The sequence below is a fragment of the Pseudomonas sessilinigenes genome, assembly GCF_003850565.1.
Lineage (GTDB): Bacteria > Pseudomonadota > Gammaproteobacteria > Pseudomonadales > Pseudomonadaceae > Aquipseudomonas > Aquipseudomonas sessilinigenes.
Map to the genome: position 1 here is coordinate 2,562,415 of NZ_CP027706.1, position 18,077 is coordinate 2,580,491.

An 18,077-nucleotide genomic window follows, 5' to 3' on the forward strand; every position below is an offset into this window, starting at 1 on the left:
TCAAGACTTTTGTCGGATCTACGGGCGTTTGACTTTACTTTATGAAAATTAAGGGTTTTTTGGCTCTTGTCGGCACGCTCCTTGCTCTTGATGTACTAGCTCCCCCCGTGTGGATGTAAACGATCATGAGTTCCGCCGATACCAATGCTGTTCGATTTTCTGTCTCCAACGATGTTTGCGAGCATGCCAATGGCCTTGACCAATGGCTCGACAACCGATATCACCAGTTGGAGAAGAAGTCCAAGTTTCACGGCATGCTGTCTGATATCCAGTTGGATAAGCGGGTGCGCGTCACCAAGGAAATAATTAACACCCCTTTGGTGGAACAGATTGGATATGTACCGTCCGATAAAATCATGCTTATTAACATTCAGGGCGATAGCGATATTCTCATTAATGGAAGATACGTAAACTCTGGAAGTTTTCATGTTTCCTCCGGCAAGCCTATTCATGCCATTTCGAAAAGCATGATTTGTGCCTATATCGTCACGCTGGATAGAGACTTTTTCTTGGAGCACATCACCGAGGGGGCAAAGATCAAGTCTCTCAAGGGGGTATTCGAGACGTTCATCACGCCTTCCCATGGATCGGTTCTGGACTTCCAAAAGACTGTTCTGCAGAACTTTGTCGATAGCCCTCCAGGTGAGGTGTGCCAAGCCAGTACCAAGCGTTTGATGGGCTCCATACAGGAAATCGCACTGAGCGAAGCCGATGGTGTGCTTCGGGTGTTGCCGCCTAGTACCCGTGCATACATTGTTGATAGAAGTTGTGAACTCCTGTTCGACAATTTCTCCAATGAGGAATTTGGGGTCTTGGAGATGTGCAATTACCTGAAGGTGAGTCGCCGCACGCTTCAATATAGTTTCGAGTCGGTCATGGGCATGTCACCATCCAACTATGTTCGGACGGTGCGGTTGAATGTCGCTCGCAAGTTGATGCTGTTGTCGCCACACGACAAGATCCAAGGCGCCGCCCTGGACGCCGGGTTCAGTCACTTGGGGCGCTTCTCCAAGTACTATCAAGACTTCTTCGGCGAGCTGCCTTCTCAGACGGTAGGGCGAGTAGCGAACCGAGTGCCTCATTGAAAGAGGCCAAGCCAGTACTGCTGGGAGTGCCGAGCCGGGGTGAAGCAGCGCCTGATCCTGGCTAACACTTGAGTTCAGTGGAATCAGTCGCACAGCAGATTTGAACGCTCAAGGCGCGTCCTTCAGGACGCTGCAAGTGTTTGCCTGTGGTGATTTGGGTTTGCTAGTGAGGAATTGATTTCTTTCCGGCGCAGCTTTATCAACATTCTCTGCTACTTGGGGGGGAGCCGTGTCTGCAAGCCTGCCTGGTGCCAGCCATCACCTCGACGCTGGGTTCGACCTTGGCTTGTCCGTCTTTTCATCGCGTTGCTGCTAATTCAAACCCCATAGAAAACAGCGGCTCCTTGAGGGCGTTGCTTGGAAGTCCCTTCCCGGAAATTTCTGATGCGGTTGTCTTTAACTCGCTATGAGTTGGCGTAGGCCAGCTATATCTAGCAATTCTGTCAGGTGGACAATAGCCCACCTGAATCATCCACCCAAGGAACCGTCATGGCTGTACGCCAACCCCTCGATGCCACGGCTTGCAGCCTGATGGTCGGCCTGTGTGCCGTCTGGGGCCTGCAACAGGTGGCGCTCAAGGCCACCGCCCAGGACATCGCGCCGATCATGCAGATTGCCCTGCGTTCCGCTGGCGCTGCATTACTGGTGGGGCTGCTGATGCTCTGGCGCGGCGAGCGCCTGGGCCTGCGTGAAGGTCACTGGCGCCCCGGCCTGCTGGTGGGCGCGCTGTTTGCCCTGGAGTTCCTGCTGGTGGGCGAGGGCCTGCGTCATACCAGTGCTTCGCATATGGCGATCTTCCTTTATACCGCGCCGATCTTCGCCGCCCTGGGCCTGCATTGGCGGCTACCCGCCGAGCGTCTCAAGTCGATGCAATGGCTGGGGATCGGCGTGGCGTTCGCCGGTATTGTCGTGGCCTTCAGCGGGCCTTCGTCCCAGGGCGCCGGGGGCAATGCATTGCTGGGGGATTTCCTCGGCCTGCTGGGCGGTGCCGCCTGGGGGGCGACCACGGTGGTGGTGCGCTGTTCACGCCTGGCTTCGAGCCCCACCACCCGGACCTTGCAGTACCAGTTGCTGGGTGCCTGCGTCTGGTTGGGATTGGCGGCCTGGTTGTCCGGGCAAGCCTCCATCCGCTTCACCCCGCTGGTCATCACCAGCCTGAGCTTCCAGGTGCTGGTGGTGTCTTTTGCCAGCTTCCTGATCTGGTTCGGCCTGCTGCGCCGCTACCTGGCCTCGCGCCTGGGGGTACTGTCGTTCATGACGCCGCTGTTCGGCATCGGTTTTGGCGTGTGGCTGCTGCACGAGCCCCTGGAGCCGAGCTTCATCTTCGGCGCCGCGCTGGTGCTGGCGGGCATCATGCTGGTCAGCGGCTATGAATGGCTGCGCCAGCGCCTGGGCCATGGCCCGCGGCGAGCCATGGGGTCCTGAATGGCGGCCTCAGGGCTTGGGCGCCGCGAGCTTGTCCTGGATCTTCTGCTGGAGCTGGATGGCGGCGGTGCAGGCCGGGTCCTTGAGACCGTGCTTGTTGCAGGACCTGTCCAGCACCTTGAGGGCCTTGATGCTGTCCGGCGGGGTGCCAATGCCCTGGCTCAGGTTGAACCCGTACATGGTGCAGGCCCAGGGGTCGTCCGTCTCGCAGGCCTTGGCGTAGGTCTGGGTTACGCACTGGCGCACGGACTCGTCGTCGGGGCTGGCCACGAACATCCCGGCCGCACGGTTGGTGCAGCCGGACATCACGCCCAGGCTGCAGGCTCTCTGGAACAGCGGCTCATAGCCCATGGCCGGGCCCTTGGCCTTTTGCACGTTGATGGCTAGCCAGTAGCAGTCATTGCCATCGCCGGCCTTGCAGTGTTGCAGGCAGCTTTCCATGTGCTCGGCCTCGCTGCAGTTGTCGCCGCGGTCGAGACTTGCCTGCGCTCGTTTCGGGATCAGCGTCGCCGGGCATTGCTGGGCCTGGGCCTGCCATTGCGACTGCGCCAGGACCTTGTTCGATACCGCTTCGGCCGGGGTCGTGGGCGTTGTCGCGGCCTGGGTCTGCCAGATGGGCAGCAGGATCAGGGTCAATAACCAGGAGGCGGCGGGGTGGCGCATGGAGCAGTCCTTTCTCGGGGCGGGGAGGGGCGCGTATCTTAAGGGCTTTGGCGAATCTGGCGAGGGATTTGTCCGGGTTATCCGGGGTATTTTTTCATGATCCAGCCCCCCGGCCCCCTTGAACTGGCAAGGGCGAATTCTTTACTGTATATAAAAACAGTATCCGGGTCCGGCCATGCAACTGATCGACAAGCTGGGCATCCTCGCCGATGCCGCCAAGTACGACGCTTCCTGCGCCAGCAGTGGCGCCCCCAAGCGCAGCTCCCAGGGCAAGGAAGGGTTGGGCTCGACCAACGGCATGGGCATCTGCCATAGCTACACGCCGGACGGGCGCTGCGTCTCGTTGCTGAAGATCCTCCTGACCAACTTCTGCCTTTACGACTGCCAGTATTGCGTCAACCGCCGTTCCAGCGATGTGCCACGGGCCCGCTTCACCCCCGAGGAAGTGGTACGCCTGACCCTGGACTTCTATCGGCGCAACTGCGTCAGCGGGCTGTTCCTCAGTTCCGGGATCATCCGCTCGGCGGACTACACCATGGAGCAGTTGGTGCAGGTGGCCAGGCTCTTGCGTGAGGAGCACGAGTTCCGTGGCTACATCCACCTCAAGACCATCCCTGATGCCGACCCCGCGTTGATCGAGCAGGCCGGGCGCTATGCCGACCGCTTGAGCGTGAATGTCGAGTTGCCCACCGACCAGGGCCTCAGGACCCTGGCCCCGGAAAAGCAGCTGGGCTCGATCAAGCAGGCCATGCGCACCATCCACACCGGCGAGCAGACGGTGCTCAACGAGCCCCGGGCACCGCGTTTCGCCCCGGCTGGGCAGAGCACGCAGATGATCGTTGGCGCTGACGACACCGACGACAGCACCATCTTGCACAGTGCCGAGGCGTTGTACGGCAACTTCCGCCTGCGCCGGGTCTATTACTCGGCCTTCAGCCCGATCCCCAACAGCCCGAAGAGCGTGCCCCTGGCCGCGCCGCCGCTGATGCGCGAGCACCGCCTGTACCAGGCCGACTTCCTGTTGCGCGGTTATGGCTTCAGCGCCAATGAACTGTTCAAGGGGCCCGGGCACCTGGCCCTGGACATCGACCCCAAGCTGGCCTGGGCCCTGGAGAACCGCAGCCTGTTTCCCCTGGACCTGAACCGCGCCGAACCAGCGTTGATCGCGCGTATCCCGGGGATCGGCCTGCGTACCACCCAGCGCCTGGTGGAGCTGCGCCGGGAACGGCGCATCCGCTTCGAGGACCTGGCGCGCATGCGGTGCGTGCTGGGCAAGGCCAAGCCGTTCCTGATCACCAGCGACTATCACCCGCGCCAGGCCGAGACCAGCAGCGCGCAGCTCTACCAGCAACTGCGCGATCGCCCGCAGCCGCAGCAGATGGGGTTGTGGGGATGATCGACCTGGACTGCCACGAGTCGTTCGACACCTGGCGCGAGCAGGCCCGGCGCTTGCTCAGCCATGGCATCGACCCCAGCCAGGTCAGTTGGTCCGGCGCCTGCGAGGCCGACCTGTTCGGCCAGCAGCAGGACTATCCGCAGCAGCCCGGGCCGTTCCAGGCGCGCATTCCCCTGGCCCTGCTGGGCTTGTTGCAACGGGCGGGAAGCTATTGCGGCGAGCAACGCTGGAGCCTGTTGTACGAGGTGTTGTGGCGGGTCAGCCATGGCGACCGCACGGCCATGCTCAGCGGCGACCCCTTGGGCAGCGAATTGCAACGGCGCATCCGCCAGGTGGATCGCGAGGCCCATCATTTGCACGCTTTCGTGCGTTTTATCGCGGTGCCGCCAGGGCGTTCGGCCCTGGCCGAGCAGCCGCAATTCGTGGCCTGGCATGAGCCGGCCCACGACATCCTGGCCAGCGCCAGCGAGCATTTCATCGGGCGCATGGGGCGCCAGCGCTGGATGATCGCCACGCCCCGGGACGGGGTGTATTTCGATGGCGAACGCCTGCTGTACCAGCGCCAGTGTCCACTTGGCTGGCAACAGTTGGCCCAGGGCATGGAAGACCCCGGGGGCGAGCTGTGGTTGACCTACTACAGCCATATCTTCAACCCGGCGCGGCTCAACCCCAAGGTCATGCAGGGGCACTTGCCGGCACGGTTCTGGAAGCACCTGCCGGAGGGGCCGTTGATCCCCGCGTTGATCGCCCAGGCGCGCCACGGCAAGCAGCGCGATGGCCAGGCCAGCCAGGTGGCGGTGCGGCCGGGCAAGCGCATCGGCAGCAACTGAGCCAAGCGCTGGACAATAAAAAGCCCGCCGCTGGCAAGCAGGGGCGGGCTCGGGTGAAGCGGGGCGGGTCAGACCTTGACGATCCAGCCGGCCGGAGCCTCGACTTCGCCGGTCTGCACGCCAGTCAGCTCCTTGTAGAGCTTCTGGGTGATCGGACCGACTTCTTTTTCGCTGTAGAACACGTGCAGCTTGTTCTGGTACTCGATGCCGCCGATCGGGGTGATCACCGCAGCGGTACCGCAGGCGCCGGCTTCCTTGAAGTCGCCGAGCTTGTCGATGAACACGTCGCCCTCGACCACTTCCAGGCCCAGGCGGCTTTTGGCCAGTTCGATCAGCGACAGGCGGGTGATACCTGGCAGTACCGATGGCGAGTTCGGGGTCACGAACTTGTCGTCATGGGTGATCCCGAAGAAGTTGGCCGAGCCGACTTCCTCGATCTTGCTGTGGGTCAGCGGGTCCAGGTAGATGCAGTCGGCGAAGCTGGCCTTCTTGGCCTGGGAGCCGGGCATCAGGCTGGCGGCGTAGTTGCCACCGACCTTGGCCGCGCCGGTGCCCTGTGGCGCTGCACGGTCATAGCTGGAGATCAGGAAGTTGTGCGGGGTCAGGCCGCCCTTGAAGTAGGCACCGACCGGAATGGCGAAGATCGAGAAGATGAACTCGGGTGCGGTGCGCACGCCGATGTTGTCGCCCACGCCGATCACGAACGGGCGCAGGTACAGCGCGCCGCCGGTGCCGTAGGGCGGGATGAAGCGCTCGTTGGCCTTGACCACGGCCTTGCACGCTTCGATGAATTGTTCGGTCGGTACTTGCGGCATCAGCAGGCGAGCGCAGCTGCGCTGCATGCGGGCGGCGTTCTGGTCCGGGCGGAACAGGTTGATCGAACCGTCCTTGCAGCGGTAGGCCTTGAGGCCCTCGAAGCACTGCTGGCCATAGTGCAGGGCGGTGGAGCCCTCGCTGATGTGCAGCACGTTGTCTTCGGTCAGGGTGCCTGCGTCCCACTCGCCATTGCGCCAGTACGACAGATAGCGCTTGTCTGTCTTGATGTAGTCAAAACCCAGCTTGTCCCAATTGATGCTTTCGTTACCCATGACACCCTCTATCTCTTAACAACCGTCGGAACGGCTCAAGGCTTCTGACGTTTTTATTGGATGGGCACAACAATACTGCATTCCGGGGGCAGGCCGCACCCCGGACGATGGGAGGGGGAGCAAAAAAACTTAGCCTGCTCATGAACCCTCCCGTCACCCCACGGATAGCGACCTGCTTTGCATCTTTTCTGTAGGAGCGAAGCGTGCTCGCGATGATATCGGCGCAGACGGTTCGACATCTCTGGCGTACCTGCTGGCCTTATCGCGGGCAGCCTCGCTCCTACGCTCTGGTGGTTACATGTGCAGTGCGTGGCCCAAGGCGCGCAACGCGGCTTCCTGGACGGCCTCGCCCAGGGTCGGGTGGGCGTGGATGGTGCCGCCGATGTCTTCCAGGCGCGCGCCCATCTCCAGGGATTGGCCAAAGGCCGTGGACAATTCGGAAACCCCGACGCCCACCGCCTGCCAGCCGACCACCAGGTGGTTGTCGCGCCGTGCCACCACGCGCACGAAGCCACCCTTGGATTCCAGGGTCATGGCCCGGCCGTTGGCAGCGAACGGGAAGCTGCTGACGATGCAGTCCAGGCCGGCGGCCTTGGCTTCGTCCGGCGTCTTGCCGACCACCACCACTTCCGGATCGGTGAAGCACACCGCCGGGATCGCCGCCGGGGTGAACTCCCGGTGCTTGCCAGCGATCAGCTCGGCCACCATCTCGCCCTGGGCCATGGCCCGGTGGGCCAGCATCGGCTCGCCGCTCAGGTCGCCGATGGCCCAGACGTTGCGCATGCTGGTCTGGCAGCGTGCGTCGATCTTGATCGCCGAGCCGTTCATGTCCAGGTTCAGCGCTTCCAGGTTCCAGCCCTGGGTGTTGGGCTTGCGGCCCACTGCCACCAGCACCTGGTCGGTTGCCAGGGCCAGGGTGTCGCCGTTGGGCTCGCGTACCTGCAGGCTGCTGGTGCCGGCATCGAAGCCCAGCACGCTGTGCTTGAGGTAGAGCTTGATCCCCAGTTGCTTGACCGATTCCAGCACCGGTTGGGTCAGCTCGGCGTCATAGGCCGGCAGGATGCGCTCCTGGGCCTCGACCACGCTGACCTCCACCCCCAGCTTGCGGTAGGCGATGCCCAGTTCCAGGCCGATGTAGCCACCGCCGACCACGGCCAGGCGCTTGGGCAGGACCTTGGGCGCCAGGGCCTCGGTGGAGGAGATGATCGGCCCGCCAAGGGGCAGCATCGGCAGGTTGACGCTCTTGGAACCGGTGGCCAGCAGCAGGTGCTCGCACTGGATACGGGTGTCGGCGCCGTCGATTTCCACGGTCTTGCCGTCGATCACCCGGGCCCAGCCATGGATCACCTGGACCTTGTTCTTTTTCAGCAGGGCCGCGACCCCGGTGGTCAGGCGGTCGACGATGCCGTCCTTCCATTCCACGCTCTTGCCGATGTTCAGGGTCGGCGCCGCCACTTCGATGCCCAGGGCCGAGCCCTGGCTGTGGTGGCGGGTCTGGTGGAACTGCTCGGCTACGTGGATCAGTGCCTTGGACGGAATGCAGCCGATGTTCAGGCAGGTGCCGCCCAGGGACTGGCCTTCCACCAGGATGGTGGAGATCCCCAGCTGGCCGGCGCGGATCGCTGCGACATAGCCGCCAGGGCCGCCACCGATGATCAGCAGTTGGGTGTTGAGAGTCTGTTGCATGTCTTACTCCACAAACAGCGTGGCGGGTTGTTCGAGCAGGCCGCGGATGGCCTGGATGAATTGCGCGGCGTCCATGCCGTCGACCACCCGGTGATCGAAGGAGCTGGAGAGGTTCATCATCTTGCGAATCACGATCTGGCCCTTGATCACCATGGGCCGCTCGACGATCTTGTTGACCCCGACAATGGCCACTTCCGGCAGGTTCAGCACCGGCGTGCTGACGATCCCGCCCAGGGCGCCGAGGCTGGTGAGGGTGATGGTCGAGCCGGACAGTTCTTCACGGGCGGCCTTGCCGGCACGGGCGGCCTTGGCCAGGCGCACGATCTCCTCGGCGTTGCCCCACAGGCTGCGGGCCTCGGCGTGGCGCACCACCGGCACCATCAGGCCAACGTCGCTCTGGGTGGCGACCCCGACGTGCACCGCACCGTGGCGGGTGATGACCTGGGCTTCATCGTCGTAGCGTGCGTTGATCTGCGGGAAGTCGCGCAGGGCCACGACCATCGCCCGTACCAGGAACGGCAGCAGGGTCAGCTTGCCGCGGGTGGCGCCATGCTTCTCGTTGAGGTGGATGCGCAGCTCTTCCAGGGCGGTGACGTCCACTTCCTCGACATAGCTGAAGTGCGCGGCGCGGTGCTTGGATTCCTGCATGCGCTGGGCGATCTTGCGGCGCATGCCGATCACCTGGATCTGCTCCTCGTCGTGGCGCTCGGCATAACCGGCAGATGGCGCCGAATGTCCGTGCGCCGCCCGGGTGCCCTGGGCCAGGTAGGCGTCCAGGTCTTCATGCAGGACGCGGCCGGCAGGGCCGCTGCCTTGTACCAGGCGCAGCTGGATGCCCAGGTCCAGGGCATGCTTGCGCACCGCCGGCGAGGCCAGTGGGCGCTCGTTGGCTTCCCGGGCGACCGGAGCCTGGGCCGGACGGCTGGCGGCGGCCTGGCAGGCGGGAGCCGGTTTTTCCACTTGAGGTGCGGCGGCCACCGGCGCGGCGGCCGGTTTTTCCGCGGCGGCTGGCGCCTTGCTCGGCGTCGGCAGCTGGTCGGAGTCCTTGAGGTTGCCCGCCCCCTCGACCTCGATGCTGATCAGGATGCTGCCTACCGCCATCACTTCACCCGGCTCGCCGCCCAGGGCCAGCACTTTGCCGTGGACCGGGGAGGGGATGTCGACCATGGCCTTGTCCGTCATCACGTCTGCCAGCACCTGGTCTTCGACCACCAGGTCGCCAACCTTCACGTGCCACTGCGACAGTTCTACTTCTGCGATGCCTTCGCCGATGTCCGGCATCTTGATAACGTGCGTGCCCATTCAGACCTCCATGACCCGTTGCAGCGCCGCGCCCACTCGGGACGGCCCTGGGAAATATGCCCACTCCTGCGCGTGGGGATACGGCGTATCCCAACCAGTGACGCGCTCGATCGGGGCCTCCAGGTGATGGAAGCAATGCTCTTGCACCAGCGACACCAGCTCGGCGCCGAAACCGCAGGTCCGGGTGGCCTCGTGCACCACCACGCAACGGCCGGTCTTCTTCACCGATTTGACGATGGTGTCCAGGTCCAGTGGCCACAGGCTGCGCAGGTCGATGACCTCGGCGTCGATGCCGGTTTCCTCGGCCGCCACTTGCGAGACATAGACCGTGGTGCCGTAGGTCAGCACGGTGACGTCCTTGCCGGGGCGGGCGATGGCCGCCACGTCCAGCGGGACCTTGTAGTAGCCGTCCGGCACCTGGGCCGACGGGTGCTTGGACCACGGGGTCACGGGACGGTCGTGGTGGCCGTCGAACGGGCCGTTGTACAGGCGCTTGGGCTCCAGGAAGATCACCGGGTCATCGTTCTCGATGGAGGCGATCAGCAGGCCCTTGGCGTCGTAGGGGTTGGATGGCATCACGGTACGCAGGCCGCAGACCTGGGTGAACACCGCCTCGATGCTCTGGCTGTGGGTCTGGCCGCCATAGATGCCGCCGCCGCAAGGCATGCGCATGGTCAGCGGCGCGGTGAACTGGCCGGCGGAGCGATAACGCAGGCGCGCGGCTTCGGAGATGATCTGGTCGGTGGCCGGGTAGACATAGTCGGCGAACTGGATTTCCGCCACCGGCCGCAGGCCATAGGCGCCCATGCCGACGGCGGTGCCGATGATGCCGCTTTCCGAGATCGGTGCGTCGAACACCCGCGAGGTGCCGTACTTGGCCTGCAGGCCTTCGGTGCAGCGGAACACGCCGCCGAAATACCCCACGTCCTGGCCGAACACCACGACGTTGTCGTCACGCTCGAGCATCACATCCATGGCCGAGCGCAGGGCCTGGATCATGGTCATGGTGGTGGTGGTCATGGCGGTGTCCAGCTGGATATTGTTGTTGTGATCGTTCATCTCAAACCCCCAGTTGCTGGCGTTGGCGTTTCAGGTGCTCGGGCATGTCCTTGTAGACATCCTCGAACATGGTCGCGGCGCTGGGGATCTGGCCACCGGCGAGGGTGCCGAACTGTTCGGCTTCCTTCTGCGCGGCGATGACCTGGGCTTCGAGTTCGGCGCTGAGCGCGGCGTGTTCCTCTTCGGACCAGTGGCCGAGCTTGATCAGGTGCTGCTTGAGGCGAGCGATCGGGTCGCCGAGCGGGAAGTGGCTCCAGTCGTCGGCCGGCCGGTACTTGGACGGATCGTCGGAGGTGGAGTGCGGGCCGGCACGGTAGGTGACCCACTCGATCAGGGTCGGGCCGAGGTTGCGGCGGGCGCGTTCGGCGGCCCAGCGCGAGGCGGCGTACACGGCGATGAAGTCGTTGCCGTCGACCCGCAGCGAGGCGATGCCGCAACCCACGCCGCGTCCGGCGAAGGTGGTGGCTTCACCACCGGCGATGGCCTGGAAGGTGGAGATCGCCCATTGGTTGTTGACCACGTTGAGGATCACCGGCGCCCGGTAGACGTGGGCGAAGGTCAGGGCGGTGTGGAAGTCCGATTCGGCGGTGGCGCCGTCGCCAATCCAGGCCGAAGCGATCTTGGTATCGCCCTTGATCGCCGAGGCCATGCCCCAGCCCACGCCCTGCACGAACTGGGTCGCCAGGTTGCCGGAGATGGTGAAGAACCCGGCTTCTTTCACCGAGTACATGATCGGCAGTTGGCGCCCCTTGAGCGGATCGCGCTCGTTGGACAGCAGTTGGCAGATCATGTCCACCAGTGGCACTTCGCGGGCCATCAGGATGCTTTGCTGGCGATAGGTGGGGAAGCACATGTCGTCGACATTCAGGGCCAGCGCCTGGGCGCTGCCGATGGCTTCCTCGCCGAGGCTCTGCATGTAGAACGACATCTTCTTCTGGCGCTGGGCGACCACCATGCGGTTGTCGAAGATGCGGGTCTTGAGCATGGCTCGCATGCCCTGGCGGAGGATCTCTACAGGCACGTCTTCGGCCCATTCGCCCAGGGCGTTGCCCTGGTCATCGAGTACTCGGATCAGGCCACGGGAGAGGTCGGCGGTATCGGCGGGTTCTACATCGATCGGGGGTTTGCGCACCAGGCCGGCGTCGTTCAGGCGCAGGTAGGTGAAGTCGGTCTTGCAGCCGGGACGGCCCGATGGTTCGGGCACGTGCAGGCGTAGCGGAGCATACGCTGGGGTCATGGCTTTCTACGCTCGATCTTGTGGATTTCTTGTATTTGGGCGCGCTAGCTGGCAGTCATTCCCTGGGTAAGGGAAATCTTGTCCTACAAACATCATAGGCCGGGAGAAGGAGAATATTTATCTCTGTTTCGTTGCGCAGAAAGTCATTTGCAGATAAAAAATCTGCATAAACATAAAAACAAGGTTGTTTTGTCTCATGCGCAAACTGGACCGTACCGATATCGGCATTCTCAATAGCCTGCAAGAGAACGCCCGCATCACCAACGCCGACCTGGCCCGTTCGGTGAACCTGTCGCCAACCCCCTGCTTCAACCGTGTCAGGGCCATGGAGGAACTGGGGCTGATCCGCGAGCAGGTGACCCTGCTCGATGCCGACCTCCTGGGCCTGCACGTCAACGTGTTCATCCACGTCAGCCTGGAGAAACAGGTGGAAGAGGCCCTGCAGCACTTCGAAGAGGCCATCTCCGATCGTCCGGAAGTGATGGAGTGCTACCTGATGGCCGGTGACCCGGACTACCTGATTCGCGTGCTGGTGCCCAGCATCCAGTCCCTGGAGCGCTTCATGATGGACTTTCTGACCAAGGTGCCCGGGGTGGCCAATATCCGCTCCAGCTTCGCCCTCAAGCAGGTGCGCTACAAGACTGCGCTGCCGCTGCCCGCCAATGGCCTGACCCTGGGCACCTGAGGCTCAGGCCGGGACGTCCTGCCATAACCGATCGAGTTCCTTGAAGTCCCAGTCGCCGGGGGCTTCACGGGCGATGATGCGTTCGCGTCCCTTGACCTTGGCCAGGTCCACCACGCTCTGTTCCAGGGGCAGGTTGGAGCGGGTGGAGAAGAACACCTTGACCTTGGGGGTCAGCAACGCATCCGGGTGTTGCTCCAGCACCACCGCCAAGCGCCCGCTCTCCAGGCGCACCAGGGAGCCCACCGGGTAGATCCCGACACTCTTGACGAAGGCCTGGAACACCCGCTGGTCGAAGTGGCCGGTCCAGGTGGACATGCGCTGGATCGCCTCGGCCGGGTCCCAGCCGCGGTTGTAGGGGCGGTTGGAAGTTACCGCGTCATAGACGTCGCAGACCGCGCCCATCTGCGCGAACAGGCTGATCTGCTCGCCCTTCAGGCGGTGCGGATAACCCGAGCCGTCGGCCTTTTCATGGTGGTGCAGGCACACATCCAGCACCAGGGCATCCACCGCACCGTTCTGGCGCAGGATGCTGCCGCCAGCCTCGGGGTGCAGCTTGACCTGTTCGAACTCGCTGTCCGACAGCTTCTGCGGTTTGTTGAGGATGGCATCGGGGATGGTCAGCTTGCCCACGTCGTGCAGCAGCCCGGCCACCCCGGCCAGTCGCACGAAGTGCTCCGACAGGCCCAGTTGGCGAGCAGTGGCCAGCATCAGCGCGCACACCGCCACCGAGTGCATGTAGGTGTAGTCGTCGGCGCGCTTGAGTCGGGCCAGGCTGATCAGGGCGTGGGGATGGCGCAGCAGCGAATCGGTGATCATGCCCACCAGCTCGTTGACCTGTTGCACCTGGATCACCTGGCCCATGCGTACTTCCTGGAACATGTCCATCACCGCCTGGCGTGAATGGGCACAGACCTTGATGGCCCGTTGCAGCTCCTCGCCCATGCTGGCCCGCGGCGCAGTCGTTGGGGCGGCGGCAGGCGAGGGCGGTTCGGGCGCGGGTGGCGGGGTCGCTTGCCGCTCGCCAGGTTCGGGCAGGTCGCGGCCCTTGGCCGAGTCGATCCACAAGCCGCTCAGGTTCGAGCGTTGCAGGCGCCGCAGGTCTTCACGGCTGTTGAGGACGAAACCGGCTTTCCAGAACGAGTGGTCCAGCCAGGAACCACAGAACTGGTGGATGTACATGCCCATTTGCAGTTGTTGCAGCGAGATCAATTTCAGCATCACCAGTACTCCCCACGGGGCGCTCGACTCTCCCCGCTGCAACGGCTGGACGGCAGCCGTTGCAGCGGGGAACTGCGGATCACACGAGCGTTTTTACCCACGCGTTTCGCTAAGGCCCCACGACACGCGTCACAGGGCGAAGCGTGCCACCAGCTTGTTCAGACCCACCGCCAGGGACGACAGTTCGCTGCTGGCCAGGGAGGTCTGGCTGGCGGCGGACGAGCTCTGCAATGCCAGGTCGCGGATGCTCATCAGGTTCTGGTCCACCGAGCGGGCCACCTGGGCCTGTTCTTCCGAGGCGGTGGCGATCATCAGGTTGCGCTCGTTGATGTCGCTGATGGCTTCGGTGATATGGCCGATGGCACTGCCGGCCTCGTGGGCGATGGCCAGGGTCTGGTTGGCGTCCTCGCTGCTCTGCTGCATGGACAGCATGGCCTTGCTCGAGCCGTTCTGGATGCCTTGGATCATCTGCTCGATTTCCTGGGTCGACAACTGGGTGCGATGGGCCAGGGCCCGCACCTCGTCGGCCACCACGGCAAAGCCGCGACCTTGCTCGCCGGCACGGGCCGCCTCGATGGCGGCGTTCAGGGCCAGCAGGTTGGTCTGCTCGGCGATGGCGCGGATCACGTCCAGGACCTTGGTGATGTCCTGGGCCTGCTGGGCCAGGCCGGCCATTTCCACCCGGGTGTTCTCCACGGTGCCGGTGAGCTTCTCGATGGCATGGATGGTCTGCTCGACCCGTTCCTTGCCCAGGCCCGCCGAGCGTTCCGAGGCCTGGGTCGATTGCGAGGCGGATACCGCGTTGCGCGCCACTTCCTCCACCGCCGCGGTCATCTCGTTGACTGCCGTGGCGGCCTGGTCGGTCTCCATGCTCTGTTGCTGGATGCCGGCGTTGGATTCGCGGGTGATGGCGCTCATCTCCTCGGCGGCCGAGGCCAGTTGGGTCGAGGAGTCGCTGATATGGCGGATGGTCGACTTGAGGCTGTCGAGCATGGCCTGGGTCGCTGCCTGCAGATCGGTCAGTTCGTCATGCCCACTGACCTCCACCTGGGTGCGCAGGTCGCCCTCGGCGATCTTGCGAGTGCTGGCCAGCAACGACAGCACGGGCCGGGTCACGCTGCGGGTGAACAGGGTGGCGATCAAGATGGTCAGCACGATGGCCAGGATGATGATCACCCAGGTCACGGTCAGGCCGGTGCTGAACTGGTCGCCGGCGATTACGGCGGATTGCCCGGCCCCGCTTTCGTTGATGCGAATCAGCTCCTCGATGGACGCTTGCAGGGTGTTGGCCAGAGGCACCGTGATCTGGTTGATGTAGTCGGCGGTCTGCTGGGCGGTGTTGGTCTGGGTGGAGTTGATCATCACCGCCAGTTTGTCGAGGTAGTCCTGGGCGCCACGCTTGACCTGTTCGTAGGCCGCCTTCTCCTCGGGGCCGGACACCAGCGGTTCATAGTCCTTGATGGCCTGGGCCAGGGTGGTCTTCAGGGTGCCCAGCTTGTCCAGCGAAGCGGGTTTCTGGTTGTCTCCCTCAGTGGCGTAGTGCAGGGCCTCCAGGCGGACCCGCAAGGTGCCGGATTCGATTTTCGCGGCTTGGCGGACGCTGGGCATCCAGTTGGTTTGCAAGTCCAGCGCGGCGTCGTGAATCTGTCCCATCTTCCACAGTGCCAGCCCCCCGAGGCCAATCAGTAGTACGCAGATGGCGCCGAAGCTCAGCAGCGCCCTGGAAGTCAGCTTCAAGTTTCTTGTCACCATAGAGGCACCTTGCAGGTTGGAGTGATACAGCCAGGTTTGTGTCGACTCCTTGTCGCCCTGATATCACTCTGACTCCTAAATGATGAAAAATCTGTAGAGATGTTAAAAAATATTTCTGTAAACGATTCTCCGTTTCACCCAGCGCGCTAACGCCCCGCAAACCAGGCTATGCGTCCTGTCAGGTACACCACGGATGCAGGTTCTGCGACTCGTGCCGAGCCATACACGGCCCCTGGTTTGACTCCCATCAACGCGCCTTTTGCGCTTTTGCGCCATGCTGGGCGCCTGTCCAATGGAGAAGGAAAAGGCCCATGACTACGCCTGTGACAACGGCGCCCGCGGCCAAGGCCGCATTACCAATTGGATTGCTGATCGCCGTGCTGGCCATGATCGGCGTGTTGTTCCTGCCGCTGCCCGCCGACCTGCCCGTGGCGGGGCACCGGATGCTGGCGATCCTGGCATTCGCGGTGGTGGTGTGGATCAGCGAAGCGGTGTCCTACGAGGCCAGCGCGATCATGATCACCGCCCTGATGGCGATCCTCATCGGCACCGCGCCGACCTTGAACGACCCTGGCCAACTGTATGGCAGCTCGGCGGCCATCAGCCTGGCCCTGACCGGGTTTTCCAACTCGGCCCTGGCCCTGGTGGCCGGCGCCTTGTTCATCGCCGCCGCCATGACCCACACCGGCCTGGACCGGCGCATCGCCCTGGTAACCCTGGCCCGGGTCGGCACCAGTACCCGGCGCATCCTCCTGGGTGCCATCGCCGTGACCATCCTCCTCAGCCTGCTGGTGCCCAGCGCCACCGCCCGCAGCGCCTGCGTGGTGCCGATCATGATGGGCGTGATCGCCGCGTTCGGCGTCGACAAACGCTCGAACATCGCCGCCGGGCTGATGATCGTGGTGGCCCAGGGCACCAGTATCTGGAACGTCGGGATCCAGACCGCCGCCGCACAGAACCTTTTGACCGTAGGATTCATGGACAAGATGCTCGGCCAACGCGTGGCCTGGCTCGACTGGCTGATCGCCGGAGCGCCCTGGGCGCTGATCATGTCCCTGGTGCTGTTGTATCTGGTGCTCAAGATGCTGCCCCCGGAGAGCGACAGTATTCCCGGCGGCAAGGAAGCGGTGGCCAGGTCCCTGGCGGATATCGGCCCCATGACCGGGCCGCAGAAGCGCCTGCTGGCGGTGTCGCTGCTGTTGCTGCTGGCCTGGTCCACCGAAGGCAAGCTGCACCCGTTCGACACCACGACCACCACCTACGCCGGGCTGGTGTTCCTGCTGCTGCCACGGATCGGCATCATGACCTGGAAGGATGTGCAGTCGCGCATTCCCTGGGGCACGGTGATCGTCTTCGGGGTCGGCATCAGCCTCGGTTCGGCGCTGCTCAGTACCCAGGCCGGGCAATGGCTGGGCACTCAGGTGGTGGCCCACACCGGGCTGGACCAGGTCGGCCCGCTGGCGGTCTTCGCCATCCTCGGCGCCTTCCTGATCCTGATCCACCTGGGGTTCGCCAGCGCCACGGCACTGACCTCGGCCTTGCTGCCGATCCTCATCGCGGTGCTGCAGACCCTGCCGGGCGAGTTCAGCCGGCTGGGCATGACCATGCTCCTGGGGTTCGTGGTCAGCTACGGCTTCATCCTGCCGATCAACGCCCCGCAGAACATGGTGTGCCTGGGCACCGAGACCTTCACCGCGCGCCAGTTCGCCAAGGTCGGGCTGGTGGTGACGCTGGTCGGCTACCTGCTGATGCTGGTGTTCGCCATGACCTGGTGGAAATGGCTGGGCTGGCTGTAGGCCCGGAGCGGGGCAGGGCTGGCCCTACAGCCAGCCGCTGAACACCCGGGTCACGCTACCGGCCAGGCGCACCTTGCCCTGGCCGTCCCAGCTCACGCTCACCGGTCCGCCGTCGCACAGCACCGTCACCTGGTTGTCCAGCAGGCCCCGGCGGATGCCGTTGACCACTGCGCCGCAGGAGCAGGAACCGGAACCCAGGGGAATGCCGCCGTGGCGTTCCCAGATCCGCAGGCGAATGGTCTGGCGGTCGATGACCTGGATGAAATGCACGTTGGTCTGCTGTACGAACAGCGGATGGGTCTCGATCGCCGGTCCAAGGCTGGCGATGTCCAACTGCTGCAGGTCGTCGACGAAAAAACTGCAATGCGGATTGCCCATGCTGCACGCCGCCGGTTCCCCCGGTAGCGGCAGGCGCAGGCTGTCCAGCTCCCGGGCCAGGGGAATGTCCTGCCAGGCGAGCCCGGGAACGCCCATCTCCACCGACACGCTGTGGTCGGCCAGGCGCTGGCAGTCTTGAATGCCGCGGGCGGTCTTCAGGCGCAGCGCGCTGGCGCCGCTTTCGCGCAGCAACAGCTCGGCGGCACCCCGGGTAGCACTGCCGCAGGCATCGAGGCTGGAACCATCGGCATTGAAGAAGGTCAGTTGCGCCGCGCTCTCGCGACAATCGCCCAGCACCACCAGTTGATTGAAACCTATGCCACGTTGCCGGTCGCCCAAGGCCCTGGCGCGTTCGGCGGTGATCGGCTGGCCGCGACCGCGGGCGTCGATCACCACGAAATCGTCGCCATTGGCATGCATCTTCACGAAATTAAGCGGCATTTATGCTCCACAGGGATAGGACAAGATATGCAACCA

The 18,077-nt window shown here is 63.9% G+C and carries 15 protein-coding genes; 6 read left to right on the forward strand and 9 right to left on the reverse strand.

What is annotated here, in order from left to right; genetic code table 11:
• Positions 1 to 125 precede the first annotated feature (125 nt).
• Together C4K39_RS12065 and C4K39_RS12070 are read left to right on the forward strand one after the other, a co-directional pair.
• A complete protein-coding gene (locus C4K39_RS12065) occupies positions 126 to 1,085 on the forward strand; it encodes an AraC family transcriptional regulator (protein WP_124346491.1) in 960 nt (319 codons plus the stop codon).
• Positions 1,086 to 1,574: 489 nt separating this feature from the next.
• Positions 1,575 to 2,510 carry a DMT family transporter gene (locus C4K39_RS12070; RefSeq protein ID WP_124346492.1) on the forward strand — a complete coding sequence of 312 codons (936 nt, stop codon included), beginning with the start codon at positions 1,575 to 1,577 and terminating at the stop codon, positions 2,508 to 2,510.
• A 9-nt stretch (positions 2,511 to 2,519) separates the two neighbouring features.
• On the opposite strand, the gene C4K39_RS12075 is transcribed toward C4K39_RS12070, so the two are convergent.
• Positions 2,520 to 3,173 carry an SEL1-like repeat protein gene (locus C4K39_RS12075; RefSeq protein WP_068584479.1) on the reverse strand — a complete coding sequence of 218 codons (654 nt, stop codon included), beginning with the start codon at positions 3,171 to 3,173 and terminating at the stop codon, positions 2,520 to 2,522.
• Between the two features lie 175 nt (positions 3,174 to 3,348).
• Between C4K39_RS12075 and C4K39_RS12080 the strand changes: the two genes are divergently transcribed.
• Both C4K39_RS12080 and C4K39_RS12085 read left to right on the forward strand, forming a co-directional pair.
• The gene (locus C4K39_RS12080) at positions 3,349 to 4,569 is read left to right on the forward strand and encodes a putative DNA modification/repair radical SAM protein (protein ID WP_124346493.1); all 1,221 of its coding nucleotides are present in this window, start codon (positions 3,349 to 3,351) and stop codon (positions 4,567 to 4,569) included.
• On the forward strand, positions 4,566 to 5,399 hold the full coding sequence (locus tag C4K39_RS12085; protein WP_124346494.1) for a TIGR03915 family putative DNA repair protein: 834 nt from the start codon (positions 4,566 to 4,568) through the stop codon (positions 5,397 to 5,399). Before C4K39_RS12080 ends, C4K39_RS12085 begins: the two co-directional genes overlap by 4 nt.
• Positions 5,400 to 5,467: 68 nt before the next feature.
• Here the strand turns inward: C4K39_RS12085 and C4K39_RS12090 are convergent, their stop codons facing one another.
• The 5 genes from C4K39_RS12090 to C4K39_RS12110 form a co-directional block, all read right to left on the reverse strand.
• Positions 5,468 to 6,487, reverse strand: coding sequence for a branched-chain amino acid aminotransferase (locus tag C4K39_RS12090; RefSeq protein WP_022643880.1), 1,020 nt, complete (start codon positions 6,485 to 6,487; stop codon positions 5,468 to 5,470).
• Between the two features lie 294 nt (positions 6,488 to 6,781).
• The gene (gene lpdA / locus C4K39_RS12095) at positions 6,782 to 8,173 is read right to left on the reverse strand and encodes a dihydrolipoyl dehydrogenase (RefSeq protein ID WP_068584469.1); all 1,392 of its coding nucleotides are present in this window, start codon (positions 8,171 to 8,173) and stop codon (positions 6,782 to 6,784) included.
• A gap of 3 nt (positions 8,174 to 8,176) precedes the next feature.
• Positions 8,177 to 9,475, reverse strand: a complete 1,299-nt coding sequence (locus tag C4K39_RS12100; RefSeq protein WP_068584465.1) for a dihydrolipoamide acetyltransferase family protein — start codon at positions 9,473 to 9,475, stop codon at positions 8,177 to 8,179.
• A complete protein-coding gene (locus C4K39_RS12105; protein ID WP_068584462.1) occupies positions 9,476 to 10,534 on the reverse strand; it encodes an alpha-ketoacid dehydrogenase subunit beta in 1,059 nt (352 codons plus the stop codon).
• A gap of 1 nt (position 10,535) precedes the next feature.
• Positions 10,536 to 11,771, reverse strand: a complete 1,236-nt coding sequence (locus C4K39_RS12110) for a 3-methyl-2-oxobutanoate dehydrogenase (2-methylpropanoyl-transferring) subunit alpha (protein ID WP_068584459.1) — start codon at positions 11,769 to 11,771, stop codon at positions 10,536 to 10,538.
• A gap of 196 nt (positions 11,772 to 11,967) precedes the next feature.
• Between C4K39_RS12110 and bkdR the strand changes: the two genes are divergently transcribed.
• Positions 11,968 to 12,456, forward strand: coding sequence for a Bkd operon transcriptional regulator BkdR (gene bkdR, locus C4K39_RS12115; protein ID WP_068584458.1), 489 nt, complete (start codon positions 11,968 to 11,970; stop codon positions 12,454 to 12,456).
• Positions 12,457 to 12,459: 3 nt separating this feature from the next.
• Here the strand turns inward: bkdR and C4K39_RS12120 are convergent, their stop codons facing one another.
• On the reverse strand, positions 12,460 to 13,674 hold the full coding sequence (locus C4K39_RS12120; RefSeq protein WP_068595873.1) for a cyclic di-GMP phosphodiesterase: 1,215 nt from the start codon (positions 13,672 to 13,674) through the stop codon (positions 12,460 to 12,462).
• 129 nt (positions 13,675 to 13,803) lie between these two features.
• Positions 13,804 to 15,426, reverse strand: a complete 1,623-nt coding sequence (locus C4K39_RS12125) for a HAMP domain-containing methyl-accepting chemotaxis protein (RefSeq protein ID WP_068584455.1) — start codon at positions 15,424 to 15,426, stop codon at positions 13,804 to 13,806.
• Positions 15,427 to 15,737: 311 nt separating this feature from the next.
• Here C4K39_RS12125 and C4K39_RS12130 point away from each other — a divergent pair, with 311 nt between their 5' ends.
• Positions 15,738 to 17,222 (forward strand): DASS family sodium-coupled anion symporter, encoded by a 1,485-nt coding sequence (locus tag C4K39_RS12130; RefSeq protein ID WP_053136043.1) that lies wholly within the window; start codon positions 15,738 to 15,740, stop codon positions 17,220 to 17,222.
• 24 nt (positions 17,223 to 17,246) lie between these two features.
• Here the strand turns inward: C4K39_RS12130 and dapF are convergent, their stop codons facing one another.
• Entirely contained in the window at positions 17,247 to 18,041 is a 795-nt protein-coding gene (dapF, locus tag C4K39_RS12135; protein ID WP_124346495.1) for a diaminopimelate epimerase, read from the reverse strand.
• Between the last annotated feature and the right edge of the window lie 36 nt (positions 18,042 to 18,077).